This window comes from Mycobacterium sp. NPDC003449 (assembly GCF_053588415.1).
In genome coordinates this window covers 14,302-32,361 of record NZ_JBSFPX010000007.1, presented here as the reverse complement: position 1 = coordinate 32,361, position 18,060 = coordinate 14,302, and the positions used below count along the sequence as shown (strand labels likewise).

The 18,060-nt window shown below is 65.4% G+C and carries 19 protein-coding genes and 4 tRNA genes; 11 read left to right on the top strand and 12 right to left on the bottom strand.

Annotated features, from left to right (window positions below; genetic code table 11):
* Position 1: 1 nt before the first annotated feature.
* Positions 2 to 658: a maleylpyruvate isomerase N-terminal domain-containing protein gene (locus ACWDTP_RS03765; protein WP_450016716.1), complete on the top strand. Its 657-nt coding sequence runs from the start codon at positions 2 to 4 to the stop codon at positions 656 to 658.
* Here ACWDTP_RS03765 and ACWDTP_RS03760 read toward each other — a convergent pair.
* From ACWDTP_RS03760 to ACWDTP_RS03745, 4 genes are all read right to left on the bottom strand, one after another.
* Positions 648 to 809, bottom strand: a complete 162-nt coding sequence (locus tag ACWDTP_RS03760; protein WP_450016842.1) for an NINE protein — start codon at positions 807 to 809, stop codon at positions 648 to 650. The two genes, ACWDTP_RS03765 and ACWDTP_RS03760, sit on opposite strands and share 11 nt — an antisense overlap.
* A gap of 9 nt (positions 810 to 818) precedes the next feature.
* Positions 819 to 893: transfer RNA gene (locus ACWDTP_RS03755), tRNA-Val, on the bottom strand.
* 13 nt (positions 894 to 906) lie between these two features.
* A tRNA-Cys gene (locus ACWDTP_RS03750) sits at positions 907 to 980 on the bottom strand.
* 27 nt (positions 981 to 1,007) lie between these two features.
* Positions 1,008 to 1,080, bottom strand: a tRNA-Gly gene (locus ACWDTP_RS03745).
* A 233-nt stretch (positions 1,081 to 1,313) separates the two neighbouring features.
* Here ACWDTP_RS03745 and ACWDTP_RS03740 point away from each other — a divergent pair.
* The 3 genes from ACWDTP_RS03740 (at position 1,314) to ACWDTP_RS03730 (ending at position 3,114) form a co-directional block, all read left to right on the top strand.
* A tRNA-Val gene (locus tag ACWDTP_RS03740) sits at positions 1,314 to 1,385 on the top strand.
* Positions 1,386 to 1,672: 287 nt separating this feature from the next.
* Positions 1,673 to 2,536, top strand: coding sequence for an alpha/beta fold hydrolase (locus ACWDTP_RS03735; protein WP_450016714.1), 864 nt, complete (start codon positions 1,673 to 1,675; stop codon positions 2,534 to 2,536).
* 29 nt (positions 2,537 to 2,565) lie between these two features.
* Positions 2,566 to 3,114 carry a VOC family protein gene (locus ACWDTP_RS03730; RefSeq protein WP_450016840.1) on the top strand — a complete coding sequence of 183 codons (549 nt, stop codon included), beginning with the start codon at positions 2,566 to 2,568 and terminating at the stop codon, positions 3,112 to 3,114.
* Between the two features lie 116 nt (positions 3,115 to 3,230).
* Here ACWDTP_RS03730 and ACWDTP_RS03725 read toward each other — a convergent pair whose 3' ends face one another.
* Both ACWDTP_RS03725 and ACWDTP_RS03720 read right to left on the bottom strand, forming a co-directional pair.
* Positions 3,231 to 3,683 carry a hypothetical protein gene (locus tag ACWDTP_RS03725; RefSeq protein ID WP_450016712.1) on the bottom strand — a complete coding sequence of 151 codons (453 nt, stop codon included), beginning with the start codon at positions 3,681 to 3,683 and terminating at the stop codon, positions 3,231 to 3,233.
* Between the two features lie 60 nt (positions 3,684 to 3,743).
* On the bottom strand, positions 3,744 to 4,151 hold the full coding sequence (locus ACWDTP_RS03720; protein WP_450016710.1) for a cupin domain-containing protein: 408 nt from the start codon (positions 4,149 to 4,151) through the stop codon (positions 3,744 to 3,746).
* A 580-nt stretch (positions 4,152 to 4,731) separates the two neighbouring features.
* Here ACWDTP_RS03720 and ACWDTP_RS03715 point away from each other — a divergent pair.
* Positions 4,732 to 6,243, top strand: a complete 1,512-nt coding sequence (locus tag ACWDTP_RS03715; RefSeq protein ID WP_450016708.1) for a sensor histidine kinase — start codon at positions 4,732 to 4,734, stop codon at positions 6,241 to 6,243.
* Between the two features lie 6 nt (positions 6,244 to 6,249).
* Here ACWDTP_RS03715 and ACWDTP_RS03710 read toward each other — a convergent pair whose 3' ends face one another.
* Together ACWDTP_RS03710 and asnB are read right to left on the bottom strand one after the other, a co-directional pair.
* Positions 6,250 to 6,495, bottom strand: a complete 246-nt coding sequence (locus ACWDTP_RS03710) for a hypothetical protein (RefSeq protein ID WP_450016706.1) — start codon at positions 6,493 to 6,495, stop codon at positions 6,250 to 6,252.
* Between the two features lie 232 nt (positions 6,496 to 6,727).
* Positions 6,728 to 8,794 (bottom strand): asparagine synthase (glutamine-hydrolyzing), encoded by a 2,067-nt coding sequence (gene asnB, locus ACWDTP_RS03705; RefSeq protein ID WP_450016704.1) that lies wholly within the window; start codon positions 8,792 to 8,794, stop codon positions 6,728 to 6,730.
* 151 nt (positions 8,795 to 8,945) lie between these two features.
* Between asnB and sigJ the strand changes: the two genes are divergently transcribed.
* The 6 genes from sigJ (at position 8,946) to ACWDTP_RS03675 (ending at position 14,839) form a co-directional block, all read left to right on the top strand.
* Positions 8,946 to 9,869, top strand: a complete 924-nt coding sequence (sigJ, locus tag ACWDTP_RS03700) for an RNA polymerase sigma factor SigJ (RefSeq protein ID WP_450016703.1) — start codon at positions 8,946 to 8,948, stop codon at positions 9,867 to 9,869.
* Between the two features lie 146 nt (positions 9,870 to 10,015).
* The gene (locus tag ACWDTP_RS03695) at positions 10,016 to 10,435 is read left to right on the top strand and encodes a cupin domain-containing protein (RefSeq protein ID WP_450016702.1); all 420 of its coding nucleotides are present in this window, start codon (positions 10,016 to 10,018) and stop codon (positions 10,433 to 10,435) included.
* Positions 10,436 to 10,651: 216 nt separating this feature from the next.
* On the top strand, positions 10,652 to 11,896 hold the full coding sequence (locus ACWDTP_RS03690; RefSeq protein WP_450016700.1) for an NAD(P)/FAD-dependent oxidoreductase: 1,245 nt from the start codon (positions 10,652 to 10,654) through the stop codon (positions 11,894 to 11,896).
* A gap of 92 nt (positions 11,897 to 11,988) precedes the next feature.
* A complete protein-coding gene (locus ACWDTP_RS03685; protein WP_450016698.1) occupies positions 11,989 to 12,828 on the top strand; it encodes an NAD-dependent epimerase/dehydratase family protein in 840 nt (279 codons plus the stop codon).
* A gap of 295 nt (positions 12,829 to 13,123) precedes the next feature.
* Complete coding sequence (locus ACWDTP_RS03680) at positions 13,124 to 13,696, top strand: sigma-70 family RNA polymerase sigma factor (protein WP_450016696.1); 573 nt, start codon at positions 13,124 to 13,126, stop codon at positions 13,694 to 13,696.
* 81 nt (positions 13,697 to 13,777) lie between these two features.
* Positions 13,778 to 14,839: a methyltransferase gene (locus ACWDTP_RS03675; RefSeq protein ID WP_450016694.1), complete on the top strand. Its 1,062-nt coding sequence runs from the start codon at positions 13,778 to 13,780 to the stop codon at positions 14,837 to 14,839.
* 163 nt (positions 14,840 to 15,002) lie between these two features.
* Here the strand turns inward: ACWDTP_RS03675 and ACWDTP_RS03670 are convergent, their stop codons facing one another.
* The 4 genes from ACWDTP_RS03670 to ACWDTP_RS03655 form a co-directional block, all read right to left on the bottom strand.
* Entirely contained in the window at positions 15,003 to 15,422 is a 420-nt protein-coding gene (locus ACWDTP_RS03670) for a DUF6319 family protein (RefSeq protein ID WP_450016692.1), read from the bottom strand.
* 101 nt (positions 15,423 to 15,523) lie between these two features.
* Entirely contained in the window at positions 15,524 to 16,342 is an 819-nt protein-coding gene (locus ACWDTP_RS03665; RefSeq protein WP_450016690.1) for an ABC transporter ATP-binding protein, read from the bottom strand.
* 9 nt (positions 16,343 to 16,351) lie between these two features.
* Positions 16,352 to 17,167: an ABC transporter ATP-binding protein gene (locus ACWDTP_RS03660; protein ID WP_450016688.1), complete on the bottom strand. Its 816-nt coding sequence runs from the start codon at positions 17,165 to 17,167 to the stop codon at positions 16,352 to 16,354.
* Positions 17,164 to 18,057 (bottom strand): ABC transporter permease, encoded by an 894-nt coding sequence (locus ACWDTP_RS03655; RefSeq protein ID WP_450016838.1) that lies wholly within the window; start codon positions 18,055 to 18,057, stop codon positions 17,164 to 17,166. Before ACWDTP_RS03655 ends, ACWDTP_RS03660 begins: the two co-directional genes overlap by 4 nt.
* Positions 18,058 to 18,060 lie beyond the last annotated feature (3 nt).

The following is an 18,060-nucleotide window of genomic DNA, read 5'->3' as shown; positions in this document are numbered from 1 at the left end:
CGTGGATCTCTTCGTGCGTTCGTGGGCGGCGCTACGCGCCGAGGTGGCCGGGCTTCGTGCCGAGGATTTCGCCCAGCCGTCCGGGTGCACGGGCTGGTTGGTGCGAGACCTGGTGTGTCACTTGGTTATCGATGCGCAGGACGTGCTGATCACGTTGGTGACCCCGGCCGGGGCCGAACCCATCCGCACCGCGGTGACCTATTGGGAGGTCTCCGACACACCGCCCACCGGTACGGAGCCGCTCGACGCGTTGACCGTCCGGTTGGCCGCGGCCTATCAGGACCCGGGGTTGCTGAAATTCCACCTCGACGATGTCGGGTCGGCGGCGGGGCGGGCCGCCGAACTGGCCGACCCGGATGCATTGGTGGCGACGCAGGGAATGGCGCTCACCGCGCACGACTACCTCGGTGCCTACGTGCTGGAGTGGACGCTGCACCACCTGGATCTGATCGCGAATCTCCCACACGTGGCCGGTCCGCCCGCCGAAGGGCTGGCGAGGTCGCGCGACATGCTGGAGGCGATCGCCGGTGCGGTGTTTCCGCGGTCGTTCACCGACGCCGACGCCCTGCTGATCGGCACCGGGCGCCGGGCACCGACCGAGGCTGAGACAGCCGAGCTCGGGGAGCTGGCCGCAGGGCTGCCGTTCGTCATCGGATGAGCGCGGTGTTGTTCGGATACTCCAGGTAGAAGCGTCCGGCTCCGAGTCCGCCGAGGAACAGCGAGAGCATTCCGGCGATAGATCTCGACTTCCCCCGCGGCGCGAAAGGAGAAAGGAAACGATGGTTGGGACGCGGAACTGCGTTGACCAGGGGAAATGCTGGTGCGCGATACTGGGATTGAACCAGTGACCTCTTCCGTGTCAGGGAAGCGCTCTCCCGCTGAGCTAATCGCGCGGGTTGAAACATTTGGAGGTGGAGACGGGAATCGAACCCGTGTGCACGGCTTTGCAGGCCGTTGCCTCACCACTCGGCCACTCCACCGCGGGGGTTGATGCCTTCGCACCTTCGAGCGGATGACGGGATTCGAACCCGCGACCCTCACCTTGGCAAGGTGATGCGCTACCAACTGCGCTACATCCGCGCGCCACGAGCGAGATCGTCGCCCGTCGCGAAGCAGAACATTAGTCCACCGAGGCACGCCTACACAAATCCCCATTACGGGCCGGGAACGAGCGCCCAAAATCAGTGTTTCAGAACGAATGAGGCGGCGTCCGGGAGTCCGCGAACCCGCCGAGGGTCGGTGCGGCGGGCCGCCGCTACCGAGGCGATTCTGGGTGCCGGGACCGACCGTGCTAGTCTTCGACGTCGTTCCCTGGTCTCGTAGCTCAGTGGGAGAGCGTCCGCCTCACACGCGGAAGGTCGCTGGTTCGAACCCAGCCGGGACCACAGAAAATGCTCGTCGGACGTGATGAATAGATCGTCTAACGTACTTCTGATCATCCGCCGACCGCCTGACCATGTGTGGCTGGGTCGAGAAAGAGCGGCCGCCGGCGAGTCGGGCGTCGGGGCCGACGTCAACAATTCCGGCGATCTCCAAAATCGTGAGCGCGAACGGATCGGCCATGCCGGCCGTTTGAATGACGCGTGAGGAGCCACCGGACGCCAGCATGGAGACCACTGTCTGCCCTGGGGTGTCGGTGTGCTGAGCGCATGCGACATCAAGGAGACGCCAAGTGAATGGGGCCACGTTCATCGATGCCGGGGGACGACGCACCCGGGTCCGTGTCGAGGGCGACGCGGGTGGAACGCCGATCCTGCTGCTGCACGGCATCGCCCGGAGTCTGGAGGACTGGGAACCGCAGTTCGCGCGATACCGTGAGGCCGGGTTCAGGGTCATTGCACTCGATATGCCGGGTTCAGGGTTCTCGGATCGCGTCCCGGGCAAGACGGAGCTGCGGGGGCTCGCCCGAGGCGTGGTTGAGACGCTGGACGCGCTCGGCGAAGTCAGACCGGTGCACATTATCGGAAACTCGCTCGGCGGAGCCTGTGCGTTGCAGATGCTGACGGTGGTGCCGGACCGGGTGGCCTCGGTAGTCCTCGTCGCCAGCGCCGGCTTCGGCGCCGAAGTCCATCCCATGCTGCGGATGATCGCCACGCCGGTCGTCGGTAGCCTCATGGCGCGCTATCCCACCCGCGCGAGCGCTCGAATGGTCGAGCAGACGATCTATGTCGACAAAACGCTGGTGACCGACGAGGCGATTGATCATGCGGTGCGAATCGGTCGGCTCCCGGTGCCGGGCAAGGTATTCCACGAGACGGCGCGGGCCTTGGCGAATATTCGGGGTACGCGATCGGCATGGCGGGATCAGCTGTTGGCTGATGTGTCGAGGCATCCGCGCCCGACTCTGATCGTATGGGGTGATGGCGACCGCGTCCTGCCGTCGAGTCAACTGGAGGCGGCACGCCGAGCCCTGCCGCACGCGCAGGTACATGTGTTCGAGGGGGTCGGCCACATGCCGCAGCTGGAATCTCCCGACCAATTCAGCCGAGTGACACTGGATTTCCTTCGTTCGCGCGTCGCTCAGTCGGGGGAGTAAACCAGAAGAGCCCAAGGAGATAAGTCGTGATGCAACCAGAAGGCGCCGTTATGCAGATCGCCCACGTCGTCGGGGATCTCGACGCAGCGATCGCCGAGTTCGGAATGTCCTGGGGCGCTGGGCCATTTTATGCCGGTGTGATCAGAGTGGAGTCCGGGCATTTCTATCGCGGAACGGAATCCCCGTTAGCCATCGATGTGGGCATGGCGCTCTCCGGCGGAGTGCTCGTCGAACTCATCCAGCCCCTGGACGGTGACCGCTCAGTGTTCAGTGAGGCGCTCGACGCGCGTGGACCGGGATTTCACCACATCGTTCGGCGCGAGAGCTTCGACGTCGGCGTCGCGCGCTGCGAACGGGCTGGCTACCCCAGGGCCCTGGAAATGACGACTGCGGCCGGTGAACGCACGGTGGTGTACGACACCACCAGGTCCAACGGGGGATTCCTGGAGGTCGTCGATCTCAACGTCACCTTCGAACCGCTGATGGGCCGCCTTGCCGAGGCACACGCCCGCTGGGACGGCCACATCGAGCCGCGCCGGTCTCTTGCATCGCTGTTCGGCGATTCCATCGGCGGCTGAGGCAAATCGACGTACGCCGCGCAAAGTCCCCAGCCCTTCTTCGGCGGACCGTTCGATGTGCGCGACCCGCCGCGTGACCAATCAGTCCTGCAACGTGTTTCGCGGTGTCGCGACCGCTACCGTCGAGGACTGGGCGAAGACGAATCTCGGGTGAGGTGACCTGCATGGCCGGCAGGCGGTATCACCAGCACCACCGAACACAGCAGCACCACGCCCAGCGCGACCACGTTGAGGATGGCGTCCCGGGGGCCGTACATATGCAGCATCGTCGCGTGGTAGATCAGGTGCAGCAGGTTGAAGACCGTCCAGCTCACCGCCGCGACCAGGATCAAGGTGCGGTTCGCCAGGCGGAACAGCGCTGCAGCGCTGAGCGCCGCCAGGGCGAGGTACATCGCACCCACATCCTTGGCGAAGTGTTCGTTGTACCGGCCGAGGGCGGGCAGCCAGCGCATTCCCAGGCCGGGAAAGGTGTTGAACCAATGCAGCGGGGCGAAATACGCCCACAGACCGACGAAGAGACCGGATCCGGTCAGAATGATCAGACACAGGCGCTGAACGACGGGCTTCATCACTGATGCCGTCCCGACGAGCCGGCCGGTCCGATTGTGCGGTGGGCGCCCGGGTTCATGTCAGCCGCGCACGCTGGAATGTCGCAGATGTGCCCGGGCGTCGACCTCTTGCTGCTCGAGGTAGGTCAGCATGGGCACATCGGGCGCGCACAACATGAAAACCACGAACTTGCTCTCGATGTCGTCGCGCAGATTGCCGGCCTGGTAGTGCACCGTGTCGAAGCCGGGCTCCCAGAAGGCCTGTCCGGCCTTGACCGAGTACGGCTCCTCGCCCTCCAGCTCGAAGAGGATCTCGCCTTCCAGCACGTAGCCGAACACCGGGCCGGAGTGGCGGTGTGGGCCGGAACCGGGATCCCCCGGCGGAATCGTGACGGTCGCGACCATGGCGCCCGAGTTGGGCGCGATCGGCGTGTTCTGATGCAGCAGAAGGTCGAGGGTGTTGGTCGGCGAGGGCCTGATCGGCAGCATGTACCCAAACTACTGCTCGGTGTCACCGATCCTTGGGCCATTATCATGCCGATTAGGTGGGCCAATCACCATGCGCAGGAGGCGTTGTCAGGGGCGTGAACACCATGGTTCGTCCCAGGACGTGCAATTCGACGATCTTGGTGACGGGCATCATCGACGTATCGACCCGAACGCCGGTACTGCGCCGACCATGCAGGTGCCAACGACGTCGCCGCCGAAGGCGGTGCGCCGGAGGGACACTCCAGAGACTGTGGATCGCGACAGGGCCTGCGATGTCGATCGGCCGCCCGAGGAGCCGCCATCGAGGGGTGCTCATGGGTTACCACCCTGGCCGGTGCGGGCACCGATGTCGTCAACGCTGACCGCCATCGGCCGGTGCCATTGACCCCACCCTTGCGATACCAGCTACCTGCTAGTGGGATGGTCGCAGGCGGGAAATTTCCAGAATATTCGCAGTTTCTACCCGGCGGACGCGATGGATCTGGCTCGTTCACACGTTGCACACAACATCAACGTGTCGAACATGGAATCCGCACAGCCAGCAGGTTTCGGATGTGGACGGCGGTCGCTTGGTGGGCGGATGCTGGGGTTCGTCGTGCGACCGACGGCACCACCGCTGTGGCTCGGCATCCTGGTGGCCGCGGGTTTCATCGCGGGCGAATCGGTAGTGGTGCATCTGCTGAAGAAGATCGCATCCGACGACGCCTTCGGCGCGCTGTTCCTGCTCGGCGTGCTGGTCGTCTCGGCGGGATGGGGATTCCGCCTCGCGGTCGCCACCTCGCTGGTGAGCGCCGCGGTGTACGTGTACTCCCATCTGGAAACCGAGGGCGCTCTGACTCCGACGAACCGCACCGACATCGTGGCGATCGGCGTGTTTCTGCCTCTGGCGTTGCTGGCGAATGTCCTGGCCGGCCAAGTCCGCTTGCGCGCCGCCGAGTCCGAACGACACCGGTTGAAGGCCAACGCCCTTGCCGGAGAACAGGCCGCACTGCGCCGGGTGGCGACAATGGTGGCCCGCGGAACCGACCGGCTGCAGGTGTATCCCGCAGCGGTGACCGAGTTGTCCGGGAGCATCGGCGTCGACAACGTGGCGTTGCTGCAATACGAGTCCGACGAAGCGGTGGTGCTGTTCGCCAGCCGCGATGAACGCGGATGCGGGAAGATGCATATCGGAGAGCGGATTTCCCTCATCGGGGACAGTGTCGCTGCGACGATCCGGCGTACCGGCGCCGCCGCGCGGATCGACAGCTACGACAACGTACCGGGCTCAACCGCCGCACGCATGCGCCAACTGGGTATCCGATCGGCGATCGGTGCGCCGATCATCGTCGATGGACGGGTCAGGGGCGCCCTGATGGTCGGCTCGTTACGATCCGAACCGATGCCGACCGAAACCGAGGCCCGGATCGGAGATTTCGCCGATCTTCTTGCCACCGCCATCGCCAATACCGAAACCCGCGAGGAGCTGATCGCGTCACGCGCCCGCATCGTGACCGCGGGTGATCACGCGCGACGCCGGTTCGAACGGGACCTGCACGACGGTGCGCAGCAGCGGGTGGTGTCTCTCGGCCTCGAACTGCGCGCCCTCGAGGAGTCGATACCGCCGGAACAGAACGACCTTCGTGACGGGATCGCCCATGTCCTGGCCGGTCTGCTGGACCTGTCTACCGAGCTACAGGAGATTTCCCGGGGAATCCATCCGGCCATCCTGTCCGAAGGCGGCCTCGGCCCCGCGATCAAAAAGCTCGCCCGTCGTTCGGCCGTGCCCGTGACGCTGGACGTCGATGTCGGGGTCCAGATGCCCGAATCCGTCGAGGTCACCGCCTATTACGTGGTCGCAGAGGCGTTGACGAATACCGCCAAGCACGCCCGGGCAGCCGAAGTCAGGGTGCACGCCAGCGCGCGCGACGACGTACTGCGGCTGTCCATCGCGGACGACGGTGTGGGCGGAGCCGCGGCAGGCCGCGGCTCCGGGTTGATCGGTCTCAAGGACCGGGTCGAGGCACTCGCTGGGAGCTTGGACATCTGGAGCCCGCAGCGGGGCGGAACGACATTGCGGGTCGTCATCCCGCTCAAGGATCAACAGCCGTAATGCATTTCACCGATGGCGATGGCCGAGGTGGAATATGCGCGTCCCGAAGAACGGGTACTGCGCCGGATAGTCCACCGGCGGCGGGCTCGCGCTGACCTGCGCGTTGCCGTCGCGGTAACACAGGGTCGAGTTTGCGCCGGTGGCCGTGCAGGTGGGCCCGGACGGCGCGGCATCGGCCTGCGGGGCGGCGGTGATGACCGCGGCGCCGGCCACCGCCAGCAATACCGGTGCGACGACGGATGGGATTGTCATGATGGCGATGCTCCTTTGTCGATCCATTTTTCGTCCTATTCAGGATCGCCTTCACACCAAGCGATGTCGTTCCCACTGTCGCCCATTTGTGCGCACTGGTCAGCGGGCAGCTCGGGGCACCTGTTAACCCCCAGCACATTCAGAACCCGGTCCGCGTCGCTGGTGCCCCTGTGTGCGCGGTTTCACCTGCGGGGCAACGGGTTACGCTCCTTCTGGCGGAGTTGTGGGCAGATCATGACATCGAGAACAGCTCGTGCATCACCACAGCGCTTGCGGCACGCTGCAGGCCGCCCTCCACCGCGATGCGCTGATCGTCCGGACATTCGAGCAGTCGATCGAGTGCGGTGGAGGCCTTCTTCGGGTCGTAGATCGGCTGGTCCTTCGCGGCCCGCGATGCGAACGTATCCCGGTAGAAGGTGAGCATCGGATCGTTCTGGTCGCGGGTCGGTGGCGTCGTGAACGGATGCTTCTGGCGGTCGTACACCTCGGGGATCAACACCTCCTTCGCCGCTTCACGAAGGACATGTTTCTCCCGAATCCCCTTCACTTTCATGTTCACCGGAACTCGAGCCGCGGCTTCGGCGACCCGATGATCCAGGAACGGAACCCGCCCCTCGATCGAGTGCGCCATCTCCATCCGGTCGGCGAGATAGTTCAGGATGAAATTCGGCAGTATCGTCTTGGAGTTCACATAGAGCATTTGGTTGAGGCGGTCGCGACCGGCGACACATTGGGCCAGGGGTAGGCGATCCAGCGCCGACGCCTGCGGTTGCACGTCCGCGAGGGACACCGGGAGATCGTCGCGCAACAACGGGACGACGCTGTTGGTCTGCGCTGCATAGACATTCAACGTCGCGGGCAGCCAGCCGAGCCTGCGCTCGACGGCCCGCATCTCCGGGCTGTTGATCTGCTCGGGCATCAGCAACGCGCGAGTCGCGGCGTTGGCGCCGAGCATCTCGTTGAGCAGTGCCGACTTCTCGCCGGCGCTCAATGTCGCATCGTCGTTGAGCGCGTCGACCCGGAAATACGGATAGCCGCCCAGCATTTCGTCGGCGCCCTCACCGGTGAACACCACCTTGATTCCCGCGTCCCGCACGGCACGGCTGAGCAGATACTTCGCGACGCCGTGACCGTTGAACATCTGCGCTTCGGAATGCCAGATCGCGTCGGCGTACGAGTCCGCGATCTGCCGTCCGGTGACCGGAATCGGGTGATACGTCGCGCCGACATGTTCGGCCTGAGCTTGCGCGATGGCCGCTTCGTCGTAGAGCGGGTTCTCGAAGGTGAGGGTGAATGCTCGGATCGGCCGGTCCATCTGTTGCTGCGCGAGTCCGAGCACAGCGCAGGAGTCGATGCCACCGCTGAGATACGACGCGACCTCGACATCGGCCACCAACCGTTCCCGCACGGCATCGCGCAGCGCCTCCCGAAATTCGTCGACAACCTCGGCGTCGCTGCGGGTGTCCGCCCGCATCTGCTCGGCGGTCGGAAACTCCCAGTCCCAGTACGGGTAGATGCGGACGACGCCGTCGCTGGCGATCGCATAGCAACCCGGCGGCACCGGACTGATCCCGGCGAATTCGGTTTTCTCGTGCGGTCTGCCCATACCGGCGATGGCGCCCTCGACGTCCCATGCGGCCGGTACACCCAGCGCCAGCAGTGCCTTGATCTCCGACGCGAAGAACACCTCACCGTCCACCACGGCGTAGTAGAGCGGTTTGACCCCGAAGCGGTCGCGGATCGCGATCATCGCCCGGCGGCGTTCGTCGGCGATGATCACTGCGAACTCACCCCGCAGGAGCGGCGCGGCCTGCATCCCGCGTTGCTGATAGAGGTGCAGGGCGATTTCGCTGTCGCTTTCGGTGGAGAAGCGGCAGCCGTTCGCGCGCAGACGCTCGCGAATCTCGCGGTAACCGTAGAACTCGCCGTTGACCACCAGATGCACCGCACCGTCCGGACTGGTCATGGGCTGGCCGCCGTTGGTCAAACCGACGATCGACAATCGGGTGTGTCCCAGCGTCCATTGGCCGTCCCGCGACGTCCAGGTACCCGAGCCGTCCGGTCCCCGGTGCTCGAGGCGTTTGAGCGCCTCATCGCGCCGCTCACTCGAAAGGCCGCGACGCGTCATCGCCGCGAATATCCCGCACATAGATTCTCCTCCGACAACCCCACCATCACGGGGTGAACCGAGAGCCGGCGCGAACCCGCGATGATGAGAGATTCTGCGATCTGATTGCCGCGAATGATTCGCAGTACATGCGAAGACGGCAACATCAGATCCGAAGACGCGAAAACCCATCTGTTAGTGGGCCGCTACTTGAAGCCAACACCGGAAATCGCACGTGACATTCCACCTGCCGGGAAACTGCCCGTTGTAGTGAGCGATGCGGTGCGATGTGGTGTTCGTCACCCGCTGAACCTCAGCCGTGGCCGTGTCGGTTGTAGAGGGCATGGCTATCGCACCGGAGTTGGGCGCCGCAGCGTCGGAGGAGGCAGCGCAGCTCTCGATGGTGTGCTCGGCGCGTTCGATGCTGCTGAACCTGGCCTACCGGATGCTCGGCTCGATGGCCGACGCCGAGGATGCGGTGCAGGAGTCCTACGTCCGGTGGTACATGCTGTCATGTCGGCAGCGCGGGGAGATCCGGGTTCCGCACGCCTGGCTGACCCGGGTCATCACGCGGATCTGCCTCGACATGCTCCGTTCGGCCCGGCACCGGCGGGAAAGATATGTTGGCCCTTGGCTTCCCGAGCCGATTCCGGGCCGCGATTCGTTGACCGAGCCGTCCTTGAACTCGGACCCGGCGGAGTGTATCGCCCAGGACGAATCGGTCACGATGGCGATCCTGGTGATCCTGGAAACGATGACGCCCCCGCAACGGGCGGCGTTCATCCTCCACGATGTCTACGGAATTCCGTTTCACGAGGTCGGCGAGGCACTCGGCCGCTCCGCCGGGGCGTGCCGTACACTGGCCAGCGCCGCTCGCCGGCGCGTGCGCTCCGACGGAGCCGACACCGTGGACGCGACGCTGCATGCCGACGTGGTCAACCGATTCAAGACGGCTTTCGTCAACGGAGACATCGATCGCCTGCTGCCGCTGCTGGAATCCGGCGTCGATGTCGTCACCGACGGCGGCGGCCAGGTCACCGCGGCGCTGCGGACCATCGACGGAGTCGACAAGGTCGGCCGTTACCTGGCCGGTATCCGCCGGTTGGCGGCGCCTATGCGGATCGAAAGCGCCCAGATCAACGGCCGTTTGGGTCTGGTTTTCCGCACTGCGGCCGGACCGGTGTGCGTGATGAGCTTCGACATCGCCGGCCGCACCGTCCGGCATATGTGGTTGACGCTCAACCCGTGCAAGCTTCGCTACTGGTGATCGGGCCCGGCCCTCACATAATGCGGGCCTGCCGCGTCGTAGATGTGGCGCCGTCCCGTGCACCGGGGATGCCGCTTGGCCAAAACACCAATTAGAGACGGGACTGATCCTTGAAGCGACGCGACATTCCGGCAGCAACCGCGAAAGTGACCGCACTGTCTGCGGTTACGGCACTGGTCGGTGCGGGATGGGCGCCACCACCCGCGCACGCCACCCCGCCGACCGGCGCATCGGCGGTCGTGCTGGCGAAGCAGACGGTCGGGGGTAAGGACTATATCGTCAGCGAGATCACCCTCGCACCGAATGGCAGCACCGGATGGCATACGCACGCCGGGATCATCTATGGCATCGTCAAATCCGGCGAGCTGACGCACTACGGTGCCGACTGCAAACAGGACGGCTTCTACGGACCCGGCACGCCGATCACCGATCCCACGGGTGCCGACCATGTGCATATCGGGCGCAACCTCGGCACCTCCCCGCTGGTGCTCGAGGTGACCTATATCGATCCGGCCGGATCTAGCACCTCCGACAGCGCGCCGAACCCGGGCTGTGGATTCGACTGATCCGACCGCGCGGGGACCGTGGTGCGGCATCGTGGCCGCCCGGTCGCACAGCAGCGGCCACAGGAACAGGACCTGGCCTTCGTGATGGGCGTGAAGGATGTACCACAACAGATCAAGCGTCTCGGTGACCTGCAGCACAACCGGCCAGTAGGTGTCACGTTCGGTCGGCGCGCGGTGTCTCGAGGGCAGCACGAACACACGAGAGGATGATCCGCAATGACCGTCAACAACAAGCGCCCCAGCACAACTGACAGAACCCATGTCGTGGTGCTCGGCGGTGGCTACGCCGGCGCATTGGCCGCCAACCGCCTGCAGCAGGACCCCAACATCGATATCACCTTGATCAACAAGCGTCCGCTGTTCGTCGAGCGCGTCCGGCTCCATCAACTGGTCGCCGGAAGTGGCGGGGCAACAGTCGAGCTGGACCAGATCCTGGGCAAAAACGTCCACCTGATCGTCGATAGCGCGACGCGTATCGACGCGGCGAATCGCAGCGTCACGCTCGAATCCGGCGATGCCGTGCACTACGACTTTCTGATCTACGCCGTCGGCAGCGTCGGCTCCGTGCCAGGTGCAGTACGCGGGGCCCGCGAGTTCGCTTTTCCCATCAGCGAACTGGAGCAGGCACAGCGGCTGCGCGACGTAGTCGATCAGTTGCCACCGACGGCGCCGATCTGTGTGGTCGGCGGTGGGTTGACCGGCATCGAGGCCGCGTCGGAACTCGCCGAACAGCGACCCGATGCCCGCGTGACGTTGTTGTGCGGCGGCACGCTCGGGCCCTCGGTAGGGGACCGGGGGCGGGCCTCGGTGCGTCGGCAGCTCGTCCGCCTCGGCGTCCAGATCGAGGATACGGCAACGGTATCCGAGGTGCACGCCGATCACGTGCGGCTTACCGACGGTCGCGAGGTGCCGAGCGCGGTAACCGTGTGGACCGCGGGCTTCGGGTTGCCTGATCTGGCGGTGCGCAGTGGGCTCACGACCGATCACATCGGCCGGTTGTTGACCGATGAGACGCTCACCAGTATCGATGACGATCGCATCATCGCCGCGGGTGACGCCGCCGCTCCCTCCGGCCAGCCGTTGCGGATGAGCTGCCAAGCCGCAATGCCGTTGGCGGCGAGGGCGGCCGGCACCGTGCTCGCCCGCGCCGCGGGTCGGGAGCCGGTGTCGCTGGGGCAGGCTTTCGCGGGGCAGAACATCAGCATCGGTCGCCGCTACGGCACGATTCAGCTGGCCCACGCCGACGACACGCCACGACGGATCTACCTCGGCGGCAGGGTGGCCGCCACCATCAAGGAGTATGTCTGCTCGACGGTGGTCAACCAGATTGCGAGGGAGGGCCGCAAGCCGGGTTCCTACCGCTGGCCGGGGGCCGGGAAACGCTCCGGCCGAGCGTTGCCGCTGCCGGAATTGCCCTCGGGCAGATCGCAGATCACACCTGCGCCGCGCACCCGGTGCTGACGGCCGGCCGGACGCCACGGACCCCATTGGCCCATCAACCCGACCGTGAAATGGACCATCGGGGTCACCGGCTCACCGACTACGGTTCGGATATGCGGATCTTGATCGCGGGTGCCTCCGGTGTGATCGGGAAACGTGTGGTGCGGCGACTCTGCGCCGACGGCCACAGCGTCACGGGTCTTTCTCGCCGTCCGGAGCAGGTGGCGCCGATCGAAGCCGCGGGTGCACAGGCGGTGGTCGCCGATGTGTACGATCGCGATGCGTTGCATGCCGCGTTCGCCACGGCGAAGCCCGAGGTGGTGATTCACCAGCTGACCGACCTCGGCGCCGGTGACCGGGCAGCCAACGCCAAGGTCCGCACGGTCGGCACCGGTAACCTCGTCGAGGCCGCACGACAGTTCGACGTCAGGCGCATCATCGCCCAGAGCATTGCGTGGGCCTATGCCCCGGGCGACGCTCCCGCTTCCGAGGACACGCCGCTCGACTTGGACGGCACCCCCGACCGGCTGGGCACCGTAGCCGGCGTCGCGGCACTCGAAGAAGCCGTTCAGGCCTTGCCCGAGTGGGTCGTCCTACGGTACGGCATGCTGTACGGACCCGACACCTGGTACCGGCCAGGAGGATTGATGGCACAACTGGCGGGTAGCCGATCGCTGCCCGCGACCGCGGATATCGTCAGCTTCCTGTACGTGGACGATGCTGCCGCAGCTGCAGTCTCGGCGCTCTCCTGGCCGTCGGGCGCTGTCAACATCTGCGACGACCACCCGGCGCCCGGGTACGAATGGGTTCCGTCGTTCTGCGACTACGTAGGTGCGCCACACCCGGAACGCGTGGCCCAAGATAGGGCAGGATGGGCACGTGGTGCCGACAATTCCTATGCCCGTACACAATTGGGTTGGATGCCGGTACGGCCGACCTGGCAGCACGCTTGACGCAGTAGCGGCCGCGGCAACGCCACGGTCATAGTGTGGTATCTCACTTTGCGTCGATATCACCTCGCACCCTGTCACATCCGCGCGTCCCGCGGTGTCTTGAGGGCATGAGTACGACATCGTCGGCGCCAGGGGACGCGCTCGTACACCGCGCAGTGAGCCTGGCCACGTTGAGGGCCGGTCGGGGCACACCCGGCCTGGCTGTGTCGTCGAATCTACAGCACCCCACGGGCGCACCGTCAATGTTCAACGATGAAGGAGGTCGGACATGACTGTAGTAGTCGATGCCGGCAGTGTGGTCAAGACCGACAGTGGGGCAGGCGAACTGACCACCCGCTTCCTCAGGGATGCGATGCCCTTGGTTGACCAGCTGTACCGAGGAGCGCACCGGTACACCCGTAATCACGCCGATGCGGAAGACCTTGTGCAGGAGGTGCTTCTGCGTGCCTACCGCAATTTTCACCAGTTCGCCGAAGACACCAATATCAGAGCGTGGTTGTTCAGAATCATGACTAATACCTGGATCAACCGTTATCGGACCGCCCAGCGACGTCCGGTCGAGGTCCTTACCGACGAGTTCGATCCGCAAGCCATGGGCGGTGGTTGGCAGCCACGACAAGGTTCCTCAGCCGAATTGCAGGCGCTTCAGTCTTTGGGTGATGACGAGGTCAGAGCGGCCATGCAGGCCCTGCCCGACGGGCAGCGGATGGCGCTGTTCTATGTCGACGTCGAAGGCTTCCGCTACCAGGAGGCCGCCTTCGCCCTCGACATACCGGTGGGAACCCTGATGTCGCGGCTGCACCGGGGCCGCCGACACCTTCGCGTTCTCCTGGCCGACACGGCCGCGGCCAAAGGCTACGGCCGCTGAGTGCTTGCATCCGGGCCCGCCGTCTCGTCAGTGATGTGGAGTGTTGTGCCTGGAAGACAATCTGGACGGAGAAGGTGGAAGATGGAGTATGTCAACGTCGCCGGCGAGCAAGATGCGCAGCCTCGCGAGCTCGCGCTGCGAGACCATCACGAAGATGTGTACCGGCTGTGCATGGCGGGTTTCGGCAGTCAGGTCGTGCGGAGTCTGGCGGATCTGTCCGTAGCCGAGCACCTGTCCGGCGGACCGCTGACGGCCGGCGAGGTTGCGCGACGCTGCTGCGGTGATCCTGGGCTGACCTACCGCCTTCTGCGCGCCGCGGCCTGTCTCGGTTTCCTGACCTACGACGACGCGACGTCGACATTCGCCGATACGCCGAAGCTCGCGGTGCTACGGGAGGACTCGCCGCTGAGCATGAGACACTTCGCGTTGGCATGCGGTGGGCCGGCGTTCTGGCTCCCTTCGAGTCGAATGACCGAGACGGTGCGCAGCGGCCACAACTTCGTCGTGGACGCGTTGGGCGAGGATCTCTGGGGGTACTTCGGTGCGCATCCCGAGGAGGGCCAGACGTTTCAGCGTGCCATCACGAACCTGTCCGTGCCGGCCATCCTCGACGCGGTCGCTGCAATCGATGTCGCCGGCGCCGAGTCGGTCGTCGACATCGGCGGTGCCAGGGGAGTGTTCGCGGCCGAGCTGGTTGCGCGTCACCCACAACTCAGTGCGATGGTTCTGGATGTGCCCGACGCGATGGCCGGGGTTGCGATCGAGTGCCGCCGCCGGGGTTTGGGCGACCGCCTCACCGGAAAAGCGGGGGACTTCTTCGACGAGGTGCCGACCGCCGATATCTTCCTGCTGAAGTTCATCCTGCACGACTGGGACGACAGATCCTGTGTGAAGATCCTGGCCAACATCCGGCGGGCCATGAAACCTGGTGCGCGACTGTTCATCGTCGAGATGACGATCGCGCCATCGCCCGCGCACCTGCCGGCGGCGCTGATGGACATGGTGATGATGCTGACGCTCACCGGGCAGGAGCGTGAGCCCGTGCATTACGAACGTCTCCTGAACGCTGCCGGTCTGACGCTGGCCGGCACCACTGCGCTGCATCACCCGTACGTCCTGCTGGAAGCTCGAGCGGGCGTCTAGGACCGCGCCGATATCAGGGATCGAGGTTCACGCTCACGACGGAAGGACATGCACAGAAGCGCTCCTCGCCGAGTTCGGCGAGGAGACGCTATCCGACATCAAGCCTGCGCGGCGGACCGAGATCGGTTGGCCGGTGCGTTCCGCCGAGTAGCTCCCGCGGACGTCACTCCAGATCGGCGAGGGCCTTGCGGGCCGCTTCCAGTTCGGATTCGAGGGCGGCAACCCGCGCGGCTTGCTGGGAGCGCGCCTCTTCGATCACCTCGTCGATCGGGATGGAAAGATCCTCGTGCAGCTCCTTGGCTGCCCGCGAGACGGCGGCGGCCGCGACCGCGAGATCGCGGGCCAGGAACGTGGTGCCCTGCTTGAGCTCCGCGCTCCATTCACCGTCGGCGGTGCCGGTGACGGTGAGGGTCAGCTGGAGGGTCTTGGTCTTCTTGCCGGCCGCCTTCTTGGCCGGGGCCTTCCGCGGCTTCTCCGTGTCCGGAATCTCGACCGGCGCCGCCGAGGATGCGGGAGTGGTCTCGGGGGTATCGAACTCGGTGTGCAACACGTCGGCTTGCGGTGCACCTACAGTCATCGTCACGGTAGTCTCCTTCTGAAGTTCGTCCGCCGTTAAGCGGGCCGGCGGCGCCCTCTATTAGAACACGTGTTCGACCTTCTGGGTCAACTCGACACGCGCCCGGATCACGCGAGTTCGAGCCGGCGGCGCAGGGCCCGGCGTTCCTCCTGCGAGATACCGTGCCTGAACAGGCTTCCCGCGGAACCGACGAGCAGCTTCGAGTAGTCATGCGTGGGATCGCGGACGAGATCCGACGTGGCGGCTTCTTCGACGACACTGCCCTGCCAGAGGACGTAGGTACGTTGGGTGAGGGCCGCCGCCGACCCGATGTCATGCGTGATGAGGAGCAACGCGATGCCCTGTCGGGGCAGCTCGCCCAGCATATTGATGGTGGTGGCCCGGTTGGCCGCATCCAGTGCGCTCAGCGGCTCGTCGAGGATCAACAGTTTGGGTTGCTGGATAATGGCACGGGCCAGCCCGACCCGTTGGCGCTGCCCGCCGGACAGTTCTGCGGGGCGCTTGCCGAACAAGGATTGGCTCAGTCCGAATCGGTCGAACAGCACCCGGCCACGTTCGACGGCGGCGGTTCGCGACGTGCTCGACCGCACCAGTACCGGTTCGATCACCGAATCACCCACCGGAATAGCAGGATCCAGGCTCGCCAGCGTGTCCTGGAATACGTAGTCGATCTGTCCGGAGCGTCGGAACCCTCGACGTTCGGCGCTTCGCAGCCCGCCGATGTCGCGCCCTTTGAACCGGATCTCGCCGGCCCGCGGTACGACGACACCGAGGATCGTACGCGCCAGTGTGGTTTTCCCAGAACCTGATTCGCCGATCACAGCCACCGCCTCCGCAGGCCCGATCGTCGCGCTCACGTTTCTGAGGACGTCGTTGTGGCCCCGTCGGCTGCGATAGGCGACCGATACGTTGTTGACTTCGAGCATCTGGTTCACCTAACCGACGGGGACGGCGTGGGCCCGAGGTGCAGCATCGAGACCATATCTGGTGTGCGAGTCGATCAGCAGGCGCAGGTATTCCGACCGCGGCGCGTTCATCAGCTGCTGGGTCGGACCGGCCTCGACGACGGCCCCCTCCCGCAGCACGACGATGTCGTCGGCGAGCCGAGAGACCACCGAGAGGTCGTGTGACACCACGATGATCGACATATTGCTCCCATGCTTGAGGTCGGAGATGAGATCGAGAACCTCGGCCTCGACCGTGACATCCAACGCGGTGGTGGCTTCGTCGGCGACCAGCACATCCGGTGAGCGGGCCAACGCGAGCGCTATCAGGATGCGTTGCAGCGTCCCACCGCTCAGCTCGTGGCGGTACCGGGTCAACACCTGCCCGGCGTCGCGGATGTTGACAGCGGCAAGCGCGTCGAGCGCCCGCTGGCGGCGCTCGGCGCGGGGGACCCGCAGCACAACACGGTAGAACTCGTCGAAATGCTGTTGCACGGTGTAGGAGGGATTGAGGTAGCTGCCGGGGTCCTGGAAAACGACGCCGAACCGGCTCGCCCACAGTGACCGCCACTGCCTGGTGTCGAACGTGCTGGCGTCCTCGCCGAAGAGCTCGATCGTGCCAGAGGTCTGATGCACGGTCGTCGGCAGCACCCCCAGAATCGACTTGACGAGAAGGGTCTTTCCACTTCCGGATTCACCGACGATACCGAGAACCTTGCCTCGCTCCAGCTTAACGCTGACGTCGGTGAGTATCGGTACGTCCGCCTCCAGTGACAGGTTCCGGACGACAATTGGTGTCTCGGTCACACTTTCCCCTTCCCGACGACGGACAGTGGCGCACTGTCGAAATCCCCGCCCGGCGCCGCGGCGGTGTCCGCGGGAACACGTTCGACCTCGGAATCGCGGAGCAGATCGGCCAGCGCGTGGAAAGCCCACACGGCGGCGATGATGAACACCGACGGGTAGATCGGACCCAGCGGCTGCCGACTGATATGCCCGAGGGTTTCGGCCAGAATCCCGCCCCAGGTCGGGGCCGGCGGCTGCACGCCGATGCCGAGGAAGGACAGCGAGGAGATCACGATCAAACCGGACGCAACCGTGTTGGCAAAGGTTACGGCCAGTGCCGGGATCAGCTTCGGCAGGATATGCCGTGATACGACCCAGTAGGTCGAGGCGCCGTAAAGGCGCGCCGCCAGAACGTAATCCGCGGTGACCGAGCTGAGCGCGACCGACCTCGCCACCCGGTAGAAGATGGGGGAGACGAGGATGCCGACGACCACGAGCGCGGGGATCAGACCGTTGCCCAGCAGGGCCGTCACCGCGACCGCGACGATGAGGAACGGCAACGCGATCACGGTGTCCATCAGCCGCAGGCTCGCCCACTCGAAGACCCGCCCGAGATAGACCGAGAGAATGCCGGGGATGGTGCCGACGAAGAAGGCGACCACGCTCACGAGCACACCGCCAAGCAGGCTGATGCCGGCGCCCGCCAGAATGCGGCTGAGGACATCGCGTCCCAGATTGTCTGTACCGAACCAATGCGCTGCCGACGCCGCGGCGAGCGGCTCACCGGCGGCATCGAGCGGGTTGTACGGCGCGAGCCAACTGCCGAAGGCGCCGATGACGATGAGGCCGACCACCAGGACCAGCGCCAGCTGTCCGGTGCGCTTGCGCAATACGCAGTGAAGCCACATCACGGC